13 protein-coding genes are annotated in these 14,716 nt (G+C 73.6%); 4 read left to right on the top strand and 9 right to left on the bottom strand.

The genetic code is table 11. The annotated features are described in order from the left end of the window. Positions 1–626 precede the first annotated feature (626 nt). On the top strand, positions 627–1,139 hold the full coding sequence (locus AB0O91_RS31975; protein ID WP_363440630.1) for an isochorismatase family protein: 513 nt from the start codon (positions 627–629) through the stop codon (positions 1,137–1,139). A gap of 89 nt (positions 1,140–1,228) precedes the next feature. Here the strand turns inward: AB0O91_RS31975 and murQ are convergent, their stop codons facing one another. The 7 genes from murQ to AB0O91_RS31940 all read right to left on the bottom strand — a co-directional run bounded on the left by murQ (position 1,229) and on the right by AB0O91_RS31940 (position 9,169). Then, entirely contained in the window at positions 1,229–2,134 is a 906-nt protein-coding gene (gene murQ / locus AB0O91_RS31970) for an N-acetylmuramic acid 6-phosphate etherase (RefSeq protein WP_363440627.1), read from the bottom strand. A 144-nt stretch (positions 2,135–2,278) separates the two neighbouring features. After that, on the bottom strand, positions 2,279–2,959 hold the full coding sequence (locus AB0O91_RS31965) for a DUF6445 family protein (RefSeq protein WP_363440624.1): 681 nt from the start codon (positions 2,957–2,959) through the stop codon (positions 2,279–2,281). A 92-nt stretch (positions 2,960–3,051) separates the two neighbouring features. Further along, a complete protein-coding gene (locus AB0O91_RS31960; protein WP_363440621.1) occupies positions 3,052–4,056 on the bottom strand; it encodes a hypothetical protein in 1,005 nt (334 codons plus the stop codon). Continuing rightward, on the bottom strand, positions 4,053–4,958 hold the full coding sequence (locus AB0O91_RS31955; RefSeq protein ID WP_363440618.1) for an ABC transporter ATP-binding protein: 906 nt from the start codon (positions 4,956–4,958) through the stop codon (positions 4,053–4,055). Before AB0O91_RS31955 ends, AB0O91_RS31960 begins: the two co-directional genes overlap by 4 nt. Before the next feature lie 266 nt (positions 4,959–5,224). Beyond that, on the bottom strand, positions 5,225–5,632 hold the full coding sequence (locus AB0O91_RS31950) for a GntR family transcriptional regulator (RefSeq protein WP_363440615.1): 408 nt from the start codon (positions 5,630–5,632) through the stop codon (positions 5,225–5,227). Between the two features lie 110 nt (positions 5,633–5,742). Further along, entirely contained in the window at positions 5,743–7,350 is a 1,608-nt protein-coding gene (locus AB0O91_RS31945; protein ID WP_363440612.1) for a DUF2079 domain-containing protein, read from the bottom strand. Between the two features lie 148 nt (positions 7,351–7,498). Then, positions 7,499–9,169, bottom strand: a complete 1,671-nt coding sequence (locus AB0O91_RS31940) for an MFS transporter (RefSeq protein ID WP_363440609.1) — start codon at positions 9,167–9,169, stop codon at positions 7,499–7,501. A gap of 64 nt (positions 9,170–9,233) precedes the next feature. On the opposite strand from AB0O91_RS31940, the gene AB0O91_RS31935 reads away from it, so the two are divergent. After that, positions 9,234–10,013, top strand: a complete 780-nt coding sequence (locus AB0O91_RS31935) for a metalloregulator ArsR/SmtB family transcription factor (RefSeq protein WP_363440601.1) — start codon at positions 9,234–9,236, stop codon at positions 10,011–10,013. Between the two features lie 79 nt (positions 10,014–10,092). On the opposite strand, the gene AB0O91_RS31930 is transcribed toward AB0O91_RS31935, so the two are convergent. Further along, entirely contained in the window at positions 10,093–10,683 is a 591-nt protein-coding gene (locus tag AB0O91_RS31930) for a helix-turn-helix domain-containing protein (RefSeq protein ID WP_363440598.1), read from the bottom strand. 132 nt (positions 10,684–10,815) lie between these two features. Between AB0O91_RS31930 and AB0O91_RS31925 the strand changes: the two genes are divergently transcribed. Next, entirely contained in the window at positions 10,816–12,075 is a 1,260-nt protein-coding gene (locus AB0O91_RS31925; protein WP_363440595.1) for an NAD(P)/FAD-dependent oxidoreductase, read from the top strand. Between the two features lie 408 nt (positions 12,076–12,483). Beyond that, a complete protein-coding gene (locus AB0O91_RS31920; protein ID WP_363440592.1) occupies positions 12,484–14,334 on the top strand; it encodes an RICIN domain-containing protein in 1,851 nt (616 codons plus the stop codon). A gap of 176 nt (positions 14,335–14,510) precedes the next feature. Here AB0O91_RS31920 and AB0O91_RS31915 read toward each other — a convergent pair. Next, a partial coding sequence (locus AB0O91_RS31915; protein WP_363440589.1) for a hypothetical protein occupies positions 14,511–14,716 on the bottom strand: 206 nt, incomplete at its 5' end.

Raw genomic sequence — 14,716 nt, 5'->3', positions numbered from 1 at the left:
GGCCGGACCGCCTCGACGGTGACGCCCGGTGGCGTCGAGGGCTGCTGCGGTGTCGAACTCCCCGGCGGCCGGCTCGGGGTGAGCCAACCGTCGGGTGGGGTGGGCGGTCAATGGCCCGGGACGCGGAACGGCGGATTCACGTCAGGGGAGATCGCGGCGGGGCGCCTCCGGAGGTGGTGGCCGGGGCGCCTCCGGGGGCGGGGCGCGCTGGTCGTGGCGCCGGGGCGCGCTGGTCGTGGTGCCGGAGTGCGCAGGTCGTGGCGCCGGTACGCGCTGGTACGTGCTGGTCGTGGTGCCGGAGGGCGGGGAGGGTGGCGGCCAGGCCGGCGCTGCCGCCGCCGCAGAGCAGCCCGCCGGCGCCCGGTGCCGCCCCGGTGCTCCGCCCGGCGGCGAGACCGCCGGCCCGCAGGTCGCCGAGGGCCGGTCCGGCGGATCCGGTCGGCAGCTCCGGCCCGGCGGTGCGGCCACGGAGTTCGTCCGGAACGGACCGGTTCCGGTGTGGCCCTGCGGAGGGTGTCGTCGATCCGATGGGCGCGGCGGGGGAGCGGTCGGGCGTGGCCGAGGGCTACGGCGGCGGTGGCAGGGGAGCGGCCGGGCGTGGCGGGGGATGGGCTAGCGTGAGCGCCATGACCACCCTTGATCCCCGCACCACGGCCCTGGTCCTGATCGACCTGATGGACCGGATCGTCGGCTACGACCTTGCCCCGCACACCGGCCCGGACGTGGTGGCGGCCTCGCTGCGCCTCGCCGGGGACTTCCGTGCCGCGGGCGCCCCGGTCGTCGCGGTCCGGGTCGAGCGACCCGGTGTCGCCGAACAGCCGCCCGGCAGCGAGCTGGTGGCCGAGGTCGCGGCGGCGGCCGACGAGGTCGTGGTGAAGCGCACCATCGGCGCCTTCCAGGGCACCGGGCTGGACGGACTGCTCCGGGCCCGCGGCGTGGAGACGCTGGTGTTCACCGGGATCGCCACCAACCTCGGCGTGGAGTCCAGCGCCCGCGCGGCCGGCGACCACGGCTACCGGCTGGTGTTCGTCGAGGACGCGATGACCGGGCTGACGGAGGCGGAGCACCGGGCGTCGGTGGAACTGGACTTCCCGCGGCTGGGGGAGGTCGTGGCGTCGGCGGACCTGCGGCTCGGCTAGCGGGGCGGGGCGGATCCGGCCGGGGTCTGCTGTGGCGCGGCCGGGCCGGGGCCTGCCGTGGCGCGGCCGGGGTGCGACGTCGGGTCCGGTCAGCGCCGGGCGAGTTCGAGCGCCTCGCGCAGCCGTCCGGCCGAGGCGGTGAGGAGGCGGGCGGCGGTGGGGGCGTCCACGTCGGCCAGCAGGACCAGGATCGCGTCCTTGGTCCGGCCGTCGGTGGCGCCGAGGGCGCGGCCGACCGCCTCCCGGTCGGCGCCGGTGGCCTCGGCGACGATCCGGCGGGCCCGTTCGCGGAGCTTGGCGTTGGTGACCCGCAGATCGACCATCAGATTTCCGTACGTCCGGCCGAGGTGGACCATCACGGCCGTGGAGAGCATGTTGAGCACCAGCTTCTGCGCGGTGCCCGCCTTGAGCCGGGTGGACCCGGCCAGGACCTCCGGGCCGACCTCCACCTCGATCCCCAGGTCCGCCGCCGCCACCAGGGCCGAGCCCCGGTTGCACGCCAGCCCGACGGTCAGCGCCCCGCCCGCCCGGGCGGCGCGGACCGCGGCCAGCGGGTACGGGGTGCGGCCCGAGGCGGAGACGCCGACCAGGGTGTCGGCCGGGGTGAGCCCGAGCGCCGCGACGTCGGCCTCGGCCAGGTCGGTGCGGTCCTCGGCGCCCTCGGCGGCCTCCGTCACGGCCGTCCGGCCGCCCGCGATCAGGCCGACGACCAGTGCGGGATCGGTGCCGAAGGTGGGCGGGCACTCGGCGGCGTCCAGCACTCCGAGCCGTCCGGCGGTGCCCGCCCCGGCGTAGACCAGTCGGCCGCCGCGTGCCATCCGGGTGGCCACGGCGTCGACCACGGCGGCGATCCGGGGCAGCTCCCCGGCGACGGCGGCGGGGACGGTGCGGTCCTCGGCGTTCATCAGCCGGAGCAGGTCGAGGGTCGGCAGGCGGTCGATCCCGGCCCAGTCGGGGCGGACCGTCTCGGTGGGGGGTACGGCGTCGGGGGTCATGCGGCGAGCGTCCCCACCGGTGATCGGTCCGAATCCCGGCCGGTGGTGGGAGCGGGCGGGCGACGGGTCGTCGGTCCGGCGGACGGGTCGTCAGCCCGGCGGATGGGTGCCCGGCGGATGGGTGCCCGTCGGGCGGGTGCCCGGTCAGGCCATCCAGAAGAACACGGCGGTCATCCGCCGGTCCGCCAGCTCGGCGCCGTAGTAGTCGGTGGCGCTGTGGATCAGGTTGGCGTGGTAGAGCAGCAGCTGGTTGTAGCGGTTGGGGACGCGGACGTCCTCGGTGAAGTGGTCGACGGGGACGTGGCGGGTGCCGAGCGCCTCGACCAGGTTGTTGTGCGGGGCGTTGACCAGGTTGCCGCCGAGCCGGCCGCCGGGGAACTGCTGGCGGTAGAAGCTGGTGCCGGCGTCCTTGGGGGCGCCCGGGCTGAGGTAGAGCACGGCGGCGTAGCGGCAGAGCGCACGGGAGTCGGTGTGGGGGCGGGACTCCGACTCCCCGGCGCCGACGACCTGGACGCAGTTGTGGTTGAGCGTGCCGCCGCCCGGGGTGCTCTGCACCCAGAGCCGGGAGGCGCCGGTGGCCTTGCGGACCTGGCTCTCGACCCTCGCCAGCTCGTCGGGTTCCAGGCCCGGCATGGTGCGCAGGCCGGGCCAGGTCTCGGGGCGGTGCGGGTAGCCCTCCGTCCAGTCGCCGCGGGCCAGGACGCGCTCGCGGACGGCGTCCGGGTCCGGCAGGACGTTGTCCAGGACCCAGTAGTCCCGGCCGCGGGTGGGCTTGCGGTAGGGCAGGACCGGTAGCGCGGTGGGCCTGATGGGCTGTGAGGGCATGGGCCGACCATAGGGGCGTCCGGAGTCAACTATCTGCCGTGAACAGGTCAACCTTTCGTCAAGTGCGGCGCAGGTGGCGGCCGTCCGCCGTCCTACCGGCGGACCAGGCGGAAGACGGCCGCGAGGGTGACCGCGGTGAGGGCCAACAGGATCCCGGTCTCGACGAGTTGGATCGGCACGAGGTCCCCGGCGGGGTGGTAGCTGAGCCAGGTGCCGGTGGCGCCGTCGCACCGGGGGCCGTAGAAGCACGCATCGGTGCCGACCCGGCTGCCGTCGGCGAGCACCGTCTTGGTGTCGACCAGCCAGGCGTTCATGGGCTGGAGGGCGTTGAGGGGGACCACCACGTCGACGGTGGAGTGGAAGAAGGGGCGGGCCCAGCGGATCAGCCCGTGGGTGGTCGCGACCAGCGCGCCGGTGAGGAACATCGCGGGCAGGGTGCGGCGCACCAGCCGGCCGACCAGGACGCCCAGGACGAGGGCGAACAGGGACCAGGCGACCGGCGCCAGTCCGAGCGCCGGGTAGGTGAAGAACTGGAACGGCGGGTCGAAGGAGCTCGGCCCGTGCACGAGGTCCGTCCACCACACCCAGGTCATCAGAGCGGCGAGCACGCCGGACACGGCCAGGACGGCCAGGCCGGGCACCACGAGGCGGGCGGTCAGCCAGCGGGCCGGGCTGACGGACTGGGCGCGGATCAGTCGGATCGTGCCGCGCTCGTACTCCTGGGCCAGCAGCGGTGCGCCGATGAACACGCCGACCAGCAGTGGCACGGCGGTGACCACGGGCTGCAGCACGGAGGCGAACCAGAAGGTCGGCTCGTTGATCGGCGCCAGGAACGTCCAGCACCGGCTGCCGCCGATGGCCCCGGGGCCGTAGCAGCCCGTCCTGCGCAGCACGCCCACGATGTGCTGGGAGGCGACGTGGACCCAGGCGATGTTGGCCGCGACCAGGACCGTCAGCGCCGACAACACCCACAGCAGGAAACGGTTCTGACGGAGCGACAGCCAGATCAGGCCGCGCAGCCGGGGGGTCGCGGAGCGCTTCTGCGGCGTCGGGGCGGCGGCGGGCTTCGCGGGCTCGGTCAGGAGGTTCGTGCTCATGCTGCCTTCTCGTCGTTCGCCGGGATGGCGGTCCGGGGGAGGTCGGCGGGTGAGCGGAGGTAGCCGAGCAACAGCTCGTCCAGGCTGGGGCGTTCGCTCTCCCAGGGGCCGTCCAGCGGTTCCCCGGTGCGGACCAGGGCGGTCGCCCGGCGGCCGCCGATCCGCTGCTCGACCACCAGCTCGGGCGGGAGGTCGGCGCCGCCGGCGGGCCCGCTGAGCAGTCGGTGGCCCTCCAGGATCTCCTCCAGGTCGCCGGACAGCCGGATCCGCCCGCCCTGGACGAGCAGCAGGTGGTCGATGACGCCGTCCAGCTCGGGGAGGATGTGCGAGGACACCACGATCGTCGTGCCCCGCTCGGCGGCGGCCGACATCAGGGTGCCCATGAGCTGGTGCCGGGCGAGCGGGTCGAGGTCGGCCATCGGCTCGTCCAGCAGCAGCAGTTCGGGGACCTTGCCGAGGGCGAGGGCCAGCGAGACCCGGGTGCGCTGGCCACCGGACAGCGATCCGATCCGCTGCCGGGGTCGCAACTCGCCCTGATCGACGATTTGTTGCGCCGCCTCCTGGTCCCAGACCGGATTGAGCTCGCGGCCCATCCGCAGGGTCTCGGCGACGGTGAGGCCGGGGTAGAGCGGCTTCTCCTGGGCCACGTAGGAGACTCGGGAGTGCTCGTCCGGCGTCCCGGTCGCCTTGCCGAACACCCGCAACTCGCCCTCGGTGGCGTCGAGTTGCCGGGCGGCGAGGGCGAGCAGGGTGCTCTTGCCGGCGCCGTTGGGGCCGACCACTCCGCAGATCCGTCCGGTCGGTACGGTGAAGTCGCAGCCCCGCAGGGCCCAGCCGCCCCGGTACTGCCTGCCGAGTCCGACGGCCTCCAGCGCCGGAGCCACGGTTGTCGGGTCGTTCACCCGGTCCCCCCACTGTTCTTGCGCGGCCGGGGTGGACCCCGGGGTGGCGCTCGGTTCGGTGTCGCTGACTTCGGTGTTGCTGACTTCGGTGGTGCTGACTTCGGTGGTGCCGGATGCGGCGTCGACGGTCCTGGTCTTCCGGGGCTCCCCGGTCCCGGTCCCGGTTTCCCGGGCCTGGTTTCCCGGGCCCCGGAGTCGGGGTTTCCCGGGCCTCCGGAGTCGGGGTTTCCCGGGCCTCCGGAGTCGGGGTGGCCCCTGTGCGCCGGTCAGTCCGCTGTGCCCGGGAGGACCCCGGTCTCGAAGCGCTGTTCCAGTACGGAGGCCATCAGTGCGGCGATGTCCTCACGCTCCAGTCCGGCCTCCCGGGCCTGGTCCACCCAGCCGACCAGGTCCGCGCGCAGCGGCCCGTCGGCCGCCGCCTCAGGCCGGGCGAGCGAACGCCGGACGAAGGTGCCCAGCCCGGGGCGCGGCTCGACCAGCCCCTCACGTTCGAGCTCGCGATAGGCCTTGAGCACGGTGTTGGGGTTGATCGCGGTCAGTTCGACCACCTCACGGGCGGTCGGCAGCTTGTCCCCGGGTTGCAGCAGGCCGAGCCGCAGTGCCTGCTTGGTCTGCTGCACGATCTGCTGGTACGTGGAGACGCCGCTGCGCCGATCGATGCGGTACTCGATCACGCCACTTGCGGCCTTTCACTAGTTCAATAGTGGAATGGTGGCCCACGGCGGCGCGCTGGTCAAGCGCGACCCGGGGCTGACCGGGCGCTGACCGGGGGCTGGTGGACGGGTCAGGGGCGTTTGAGCAGGAGCAGGCCGTCCCGGTCGACCAACTGGTGGTAGCCGTGACTCCGGTACTCCGCGAGAATCCGGGCCGTGGCGGCGGTGGCGCACGGGGACTGGACACTGGGATCGCGGAGGTCGACCGCCACCCACTCCGGGCCGGGGCCGACCGGCTCCTGGCAGACCAGGGTGACCTCCGTCCGGCTGGTGAGCTGGGCGGCCAGGCGGTTGGAGGCGGCCACGGTCGCGTCGTCGGGTATCAGGCGGAGCATCGTCCGGGTCTCGGTGAGTCGAGGGGAGGTGCTCCACGCCTCGGGCATCACCACCTCGTGCAGCGGGTAGAGCGGCAGCGTCACGACCGTCACCAGGGCCGTCGCGGCGAGCGCCCGTCGGGCCGCTCGGGGGGTGGGTCGGTGCGGGGTGTCGGCGGCGGGCCGGCGCGGGGTTTCGGCGGTGGGCCGCTGCGGAGTGTCTGCGGTGGGCCGCCCCGCACCGGCGCGGCGTACGGCGTCGATCAGGGCGGCGACCAGGATCGGCATCAGGACCGCGCTGTAGTGGTAACTGACGCCCCAGTAGTGCGGGTTGGTCGAGAGCAGCCGCCAGGCCAGGGTGGGCGCGCAGAGCAGGGCGAGCGGTGAGCGCAGGCCGAGGAAGCCCGCGGTGGCGGCGAGCAGGAACAGCAGCAGCCACTTGACCGGCGGCCACCCGAGCCGCAGCGGCACGGTCCAGGCCGAGGCCCAGGACGCGGAGTGTCCGCCGCCGCCCAACTGCTGCCAGTAGTCGAACCCGCCGTGCGGGTTGAAGGCCGGCAGGACGACCAGCAGGGTGAGCGCGGTCGCGGCGACGCCGAGGACGGCGAGGGCGAGTCCGGGCCACGGGGCGCGCCGGTCCTGGCGGGCCTGCCAGGCGATCAGCAGGCCGACGGCTGCCACCGTCAGCCCCAGGTCCTCCTTGACCAGCAGCAGCGGCAGCGACCACAGGGCGGCGGCGAGCGGCCGGCGTCGGCCGAGCGCGGTGGCGGCGAAGGCGAGCAGCGGGACGGCGAACGCGATCTCGTGGAAGTCGTCGGCCGCGGCCCGGACGATGCCCCAGGAGGCCCCGGTGGCACAGCCGATGAGCAGCGCGACCCGCGGGCCGGCGACCTGGTGGGCCCAGCGGGTGAGCGGGGCGACGGCCAGGGCCATCAGCAGTGCCTGGGCGACGACCAGGGTGAGTGGACTGGGGAAGGCCCGGTAGGCGGGGGCGAGCACGGCGATCAGCGGGTGGAAGTGGTCGCCCAGCAGGTCGTAGCCGGGGCCCTTGAGCGGCACGATCGGGGCCCGGCCGTGGGCGTACGCCCGGACGGCCTGCTCGAAGATGCCCAGGTCGTAGGCCTTGCTGAGGCCGCGTCGGTGCCGGTTGACGGCGACGCAGGTGTAGAGCGCGGCGAAGCCGGCGGCCAGGCCCCAGGCCAGCACGGCGGGGTGGTGCGGGAGGCGGGCGGCGCGCAGCGGGCGGACTGCGCGGACTGCGCGGACCGCGAGGGGGAGCCGGGCCGGGAACGCTGGTCGGTGGAGGCGCGCCGGTGCCGGGTGGGGCTGGTGGGGCGGGGTGCGCGGGGAGAGGGCTGCGGGCATGAGCAAAGTACCCTTTCACTATTCGATTAGTGGAAGGGTGGTGGAAGGGCGAATGGGCGTCAAGCCCGGTCCGGCGGCGCCGGCCGGGCCTTTGACGTGCTCTTTTCGGCGGCTGCGGGGGTGTGGCGAGGGTGGTCGCGGCCTGCGGTCAGGCGGGCGAACGCCGGGCGGGTGGGGTCGCCGCGGTCGGTCGGGGCGTGGCGGTCGGTGGGGTGGGCATGGCCGGTGGGGACGGCGTGGCCGTCCGGAAGGTGTACGTCCACAGGGCCGCGGCGGCCGTGGCCGCGAGAGCGATCAGGCACAGCACCGCGTGCAGCCCCCGGGTGAAGGGCTGGGCGATCGTCACCAGTGTGCCGAAGGCGGCGACGCCGACCGCCGATCCGGACTGCCGGGCGGTGTTGAGAACGGCTGCGGCGACGCCCGCCCGGGACGTGTCGACGGTGCCCAGGGCCGGTGCGGTGGCCGCCGGGGAGATGAATCCGCCCGCCAGCCCGATCAGCACCATGGGTGCGAGCGCCGTCCAGTACGGCGAGGTACGGGAGGCGCCCAACAGCCCCAGGGCCCCGACTGCGTAGGCGCCGAAGGCCGTACCCATCGACCAGCGCGGGCCGAGCAGCCGTGCCACCCGGGCGGAGCCGAAGCCCCCGACGGCGACGGTCGCGGTCAGCGGCAGCATCGCCAGCCCGGCCCGGACCGGTGAATAGCCCCGCACCTGTTGGAAGTAGAGGCCGCAGACGAACAGCAGGCCGTAGAAGACCAGGGCCGAGGTCGCGGAGACCACGGTGGAGGCCGCGAAGACCCGGCTGCGGAACAGCGACAGCGGCAGCATCGGGTCCGGGCCGCGCGCCTCGGTGCGGAGGAAGGCCGCCACGGCCGCGGCGGACACCGCGACGGCCGCGCCCACGAGTGGCGCGCTCCAGTCACGGCCCTGGATGAGGACCGCGATCGGCAGGCCCAGCGCCACGACGGCCGTCAACTGGCCGACCAGGTCCAGGCGTTGCGGCAGCGGGTGGGGCGATCGGTCCGGTCGGTCGGGTCGGGTTGATCGGGGTGGTCGGGTTGATCGGGTGGGTCGGTCCGGTCGGGAGGCTCGGCCGGGTCGGGGCGGTTGGGCGGTGAGCCGCCGGGCCAGCCACACCCCGGCGAGCCCGACGGGCAGGTTGACGAAGAAGACGGCGCGCCAGCCGAGCCAGGAGATCAGCGTGCCGCCGATCACCGGCCCCGCGGCCATCGCCACCCCACCCGACGACATCCAGATCCCGATCGCCCGGGCCCGCGCCGCCGGCTCCGGATGCGCTCGGTCGATCAGCTTGAGGGCGGCCGGGACGAGGACGGCCGCGCCGGCGCCCTGCACCACCCGCCCTGCCGCCAGCAGCGGGAGCCCGGTCGCCAGCCCGCAGCCGGCCGAGGCCGCGGTGAACAACGACAGTCCCGCCAGGTAGGCCCGTTGGGCGCCCCAGCGGTCAGCGAGGGTGCCGCCGCTCAGCAGCAGCGCGGCGAACGCGAGCGTGTAGGCGTTCACCACCCACTGCAGCCCGTCGACTCCGGTACCGAGGCTGCCGGAGATGCCGTTCAGGGCGACGTTCACGATCGACGCGTCCAGCAGGACGATCACGTAGCTGACCCCGGTCGCCGCCAGCACCCTCCGGTGCAGCCGGGCACGGGACGGCGCGGGCGCCGCGGGCACCCCACCGTCCCGGACCTCCCCGGCGCGGGCGGCCCTGTTGCGGGGCTGGGTGCCCCGGGCCTGCGCGGTCCGGGGTTGGGCGTCCCGGGCCTGCGTGCTCCGGGGCTGGGTGTTCCGACCCGTCTCGTTCATGCCCCGATGGTGGTGGCGATCCGCTTCCACGCAGGTGGAAGCGTTCCCGGTCCACAATGGCCGGATGACCACTCCGCCCGAGCGCGCCGGTGAGCCGGACATCGCCCGCGTGGCCGCCCTGTTCGCCAACGGCACCCGTGCGCGCATCCTGATGGCGCTCGCCGGCGGACGCGGCCTGCGCGCGGGCGAGTTGGCCGAGCACGCGGGCGTCACGCCCCAGGCCGCCAGCGCCCAGCTGAGCCGGCTCGCCCGGGCCGGGCTGATCACCGTCCGACCGGAGGGGCGCAACCGCTACTACGAGCTCGCCGACCGTCGGATCGCCGAACTGATGGAGGGCCTGGCCGCGTTCGCCCCGCCGCTGGCGGCGCCGCGGACGCTCCGGGCCGGACACCGCAACGAGGCGCTGCGCCGGGGGCGGCTCTGTTTCGACCACACCGCCGGTCGGCTCGGGGTGGCGCTCACGGAGGCCCTGCTGAGCAGCGGTGCGCTGGCCCCGGCGGATGGGACGGCGCTCGTGGCTGCTCCGGAGTCCGGCGGGACGACCCGGTCGGTGGCCGGTGCCGAGCATCCGTACCGGCTCGGCCCGGCAGCCGTACCGGTGCTGACCGCACTCGGAGTGCCCGAGGATCGCCTGGTGGACGACCAGCGGCGCCCGCTGCTGCGCTTCTGCCTGGACTGGACCGAGCAGCGGCACCATCTGGCGGGGCGGCTCGGGGCGGAGCTGTTCGACGCCTTCACCGCTGCCGGGTGGGTCACTCGCGCGCCGCGTGGCCGTGCGCTGCGGTTGACCCCGGTGGGGGAGCGGGCGCTGGCCGGTCGGCTGGGCCTGCGCACGGACGGGTAGCCCGGTACGGGTGGGCGCGTCGTCCGCGGGCTTGGGGCGGGCGCCAGGCCGGGGCCGGGCCGGGTGGGGTAGGGGCGGGTCAGTCCGTGGGCGCGGCCGTACCGGTCCAGCCGCTGTCGAGCAGGGCGAAGATCCGGGCGAGGGCGGCCTCCGGGTCCGGGGCCCCGAGGGCCAGGGTGGTGGCTTCGAGGGCGAAGTGGGCCAGCGCGCGGCAGCCGGGGTCGCCGGAGGGCAGGCCGGCGTCCTCGGCGATCACCCGGGTGAGGGCCTCCTCGTGGCGCAGCCACATGCGGCGGGCGTACTCGCGTAGCGCCGGGGTGCTGTCCACCAGGCGGAGGAAGTCGGGGAACCGGGGGTCGGTGCGAACCCGGCGGGAGCCGTCCTCCAGGAACAGCCGGTGCAGGGCCTGCGGGACGGAGAGTCCGGCGGGGCGCTCGCGGACCGCGGCGACCAGCGACGCCTCGCGGTCGAGGTCCTGGTCGAAGACCAGCTCCTCCTTGCCGTCGGGGAAGTGCTTGAACAGCGTGGTCACCGAGACGTCGGCCGTATCGGCGATCTCGCGCACCCCGACGTCGTCGTAGCCGCGCTCCAGGAACAGGCGCAGCGCGGCGTCCGCCAGGGCCTGGCGGGTGGCTGCCTTCTTGCGCTCGCGGCGCCCGGTTTCGGTCACCCGGACACTGTACCGCTTTGATGAAGCGAATTAGAAAGTTGATCTGTTACGCTTTTTGAGCAGTTACACCTTTCGAGAGTGCGGGTGCCGTACCCGCCTCGTCGTGTCCGAACACCGGAGGAGAGGGTCCTGATGACCACCAGCACACCCCGGATCTGCATAGTCGGCGGCGGGCCCGCCGGACTGACCTGCGCCCGTGTCCTGCAGCTCCAGGGCATCGAGGTCGCCGTGTACGACGGCGACACCGCCGTGGACTCCCGCGACCCGGGCGGAACGCTCGACCTGCACGCCGACACGGGCCAGATCGCCCTGGCCGACGCCGGGTTGACGGAGGCCTTCCTGGCGCAGGCCCGGCCCGAAGGCCGGGCCATGACCCGCACCGACCACCAGGGCACCGTCCTCGCCCGGTTCGCTCCCGCACCCGGCGACACGGCCGCCCCCGAGATCGACCGCGGCCGACTGCGTCGCCTGCTCCACGACCACGTGCGCCCCGGCACCGTCCGCTGGGGGCACCGGCTCGTCCGGGCGACCCCGCTGGAGCGCGGCGCGCACCGCCTGGAGTTCGCGAACGGCGCCGTCGTACGGGCGGACCTGCTCATCGGTGCCGACGGGGCGTGGTCGACGATCCGCCCCCTGGTCACCGACGCGGCCCCGGAGTACCTGGGGGTGAGCTTCCTCGACGTCCGGTTCGACGACGTCGACACCCGCCACCCCGAACTGGCCGGGACCATCGGCGACGGCCACCTGTTCGCCAACGACAACGACGGCCGGGCGGTGATCCTCCAGCGCAACGCCGACCGGGTGGTCCGCGGCTACCTCGCGTTCCGCGCCGTGCGGGACTGGCACGTCGCGGCGGGCGTCGACCTCACCGACCGGGAGAGCGTCCGCGCGCACCTGGCCGGGACGTTCGCCCACTGGTCCCCGTCCCTGCGCGCGGTGATCGCCGACAGCGACGCCGACTACGTGCCGCGTTCGTTCTGGGCCCTGCCCGCGCCGCTCGCCTGGGGGCACGTCCCGGGGGTGACGCTGATCGGCGACGCGGCCCACCTGATGGCGCCGTTCGGTGGGCACGGCGCCAACCTCGCGATGCTCGACGGGGCGGAGCTCGCCCTCGCGGTGGGTGTGGCACTGGCCCGTGGTGGGAGTTCAACACCCGGGCAGAGCAGTGCACTTGACGAGGCGGTCGCCGCCCACGAGGCGGAGATGTTCGCCCGCTCCGCCGGGCCGGCCACCGGCTCGAACGAGGCACTCGCGCAGTTCTTCGCCACCACGAGCCCCGACGCCCCGCACCTGCCGCCCGACCACGCCCAGGAGCACCACGACTACCTCGCCCGGGCCGCCGCCCGCCGGCGTGAGCGCGCCCGCCGGGCGGGAGGCGGCACCGACGTGTGAGGCGGTGCCGAGGGGGCGGGTCGTCGGGGTTGAGGGGGGCCGTCGGGGTTGAGGTGGGCCGTCGGGGCGGGTCGTTCGGACGGGGAAACGGATATCCCGGCTTTCCGGTTCAATCGAAATGGGTCCGGGCCGGGAGGACGTAAAAGGCCGACAGAAATCCCGGCCCGGTCATATGGATTCCGTCAGGGGAGGCGGGACGGAGGATTCTGGACCCTACGATCCATCTTTGCCGAGTAGAGAGATGGATCTGACATGAAACCCTGGTTCCGCCTGAAAAGCGCCCTGGCATGCGGAGTTGCCGCAGCCGCCATGGTCTCCGGCCTGACCGTGCAGGCCCCGACGGCGTCGGCGGCCCCGCCCGTGGACACCACCTGCGGTACCCCGGCCTCCGTGGGCGGTGGCAACTGCATGACCTCGTTGATCAATTCGGCCTTCGACATGATCAGGGGCTTCCGCGACGCCGCGAACAACAACAAGCTGGACAATGCGCAGTTCACCCAGGACACCGCGACGAGGTTGAGCCAGAAGTTCCCCGGGTTCAACGTCATGGTGTACAAGACGGTGGGCACCGACCTGTACGACACCGAGTGGTTCAAGGGCGAGTACAAGGCCGACATGAAGGGGATGCTGCTCGACACCACCTACAAGCTCAAGCATTTCCTGGACAAGGACAAGAAGGATCCGTCCGGGTACGACGTGTTCCGGATCTGGGTCTTCCAGGGCGATTCGACGTTCCGCAACCGGACCGACGGCGGATACATGAACTGGGCGTTCGTCGGCAACGACGGCGACAGCGTCAAGAAGGAGTCGTGGACCTGCCGGTCCGGTACCGCGCGGCCCTACAAGTGCGACGGTGACGTGCGCACCATCCACTTCCCCGGCCGGTCCGGCTACGGCACCAGGACCGGCAGCCTGACCCCCGACTCCAGCCGCCCCGGCTACCACGCCTGTCTGGACGTCAGCGGCAACGGCACCGCGAACGGCACCCCCGTGCAGATGTGGGAGTGCAACGGCGGCGACGCGCAGAAGTGGACGTACAACGGGTACCGGCTCCAGGCGGCCAACGGCAAGTGCCTCGACCTGCCGGGCAACAACACCGCGAACGGGACCAAGCTCCAGGTCTGGGACTGCCTGGACAACCCCGGGCAGCGCTGGAACATGTCGGCGAGCGGCGGCTTCCGGCACCTGGTGGACCAGGACGACCGGTCCAAGGACGTCTGCATCGACGACTTCAGCGGCCAGACCGGCAACGGCAGCCCGGTGGTGGGCTGGTCCTGCGGCTCCGAGGACAAGCGCGACGCGCCGAACCAGAACTGGGCCTGGGGCGGCACCCCGCCGACCACCAACCCGCCCACGCCCGGTGGCGGCGGGAACGGTGCCGACGTCACCCTCAAGCTCGACGACGGACTGGGCGCCGTCCCGGTCAACGGCTCCGCCGGCGCCTCGGTGGTCGCCGGGGTCCGCGGCGGCAACGAGTCCAAGTGGAAGCTCAACCCGCTGGGCGGCGGCCGCTACCGGATCACCAGCTCCTACGGGCTGGACCTCACCGAGAGCGGCAACTACATGGCCGAACTCCAGCAGTGGAGCAACTCCGACCAGCAGAAGTGGCAGCTCGTCCCGGTCGGCAACGGCAAGTACCAGATCCGGATCTCCGCGGACGACTGCCTCGCCTACGACTCCGACTTCAAGCAGCTCGGTGTGTGGACGTGCAAGTCGGGCTGGCAGCAGGAGTGGGTGCTGGAGTCCGCCTCCGGCGGCGTGATCACGCCGGGCGACCCGACCAACCCCTCGAAGCCCGACCCGAAGCCGAAGCCGGACCCGAAGCCCAAGCCGACCACCCCGCCGACCGGCGGCGGCGCCGACGTCCCGACCGAGCGGCCGCTGTTCCTGAAGCTCGCCAACGGACTGGGGGCGACCGCGCCCAACGAGACCGCCAGTTGGGGTTCGCCGATCGTCGGGGGGATCCTGGGCTACAAGGGCTCCACCTGGACGATCAAGCCGCTGGGCGGGGACCGCTACCGGATCGTCAATGACCTCGGGTACAACCTCACCGAGAACCCCGACACCTACGTCGCCGAGCAGCAGGCGTGGGGCGGCACCCCCAACCAGAAGTGGCAGTTCGTCAGCCTCGGCGGCGGCAAGTACCGGGTGCAGATCGACGACGACAACTGCCTCGCCCACGACTCCGACTTCAAGCAGCTCGGCGTCTGGACCTGCAAGGACGACTGGAAGCAGCAGTGGACCTTCCAGCTCCTCTGACCGGCACCCCGCCGGTGACACCGCTCCGGACCTGACGGCGCCCGTGCCGTCCCCTGCCCACTGAGCGCACCTCCGGGCGCCGGCCACCCGGTCGGCGCCCGAAGGCCTTTCGGCTCCGGGTCCTGCTTCCGCCCTCGGCCCCGTTCTGCTCATTCGTGATCCATTACGATGTGACGTCAAACGATCACGGAACCGGGTAGTGCCCCGGGGCCGAACAACGGGGGGACGGACATGGCGGATCCCGAGGCGATACCGCGGACAGCCGAACGGCGCGGGCAGGGGGCCGGGTAGCCGATGGACATCAAGACCCTGCACGACGCCGACATCATCGGCATCTCCACCGCGAAGAGCGCCTTCGACACCCTGGCCACCGCGTTCGGCG

Origin of the sequence: Kitasatospora sp. NPDC089797 (genome assembly GCF_040684795.1) — a bacterium.
Classification (GTDB): Bacteria; Actinomycetota; Actinomycetes; order Streptomycetales; family Streptomycetaceae; genus Kitasatospora.
The sequence above is the reverse complement of the archived record's forward strand: the minus strand, read 5'-3'. Positions and strand labels throughout refer to the sequence as shown.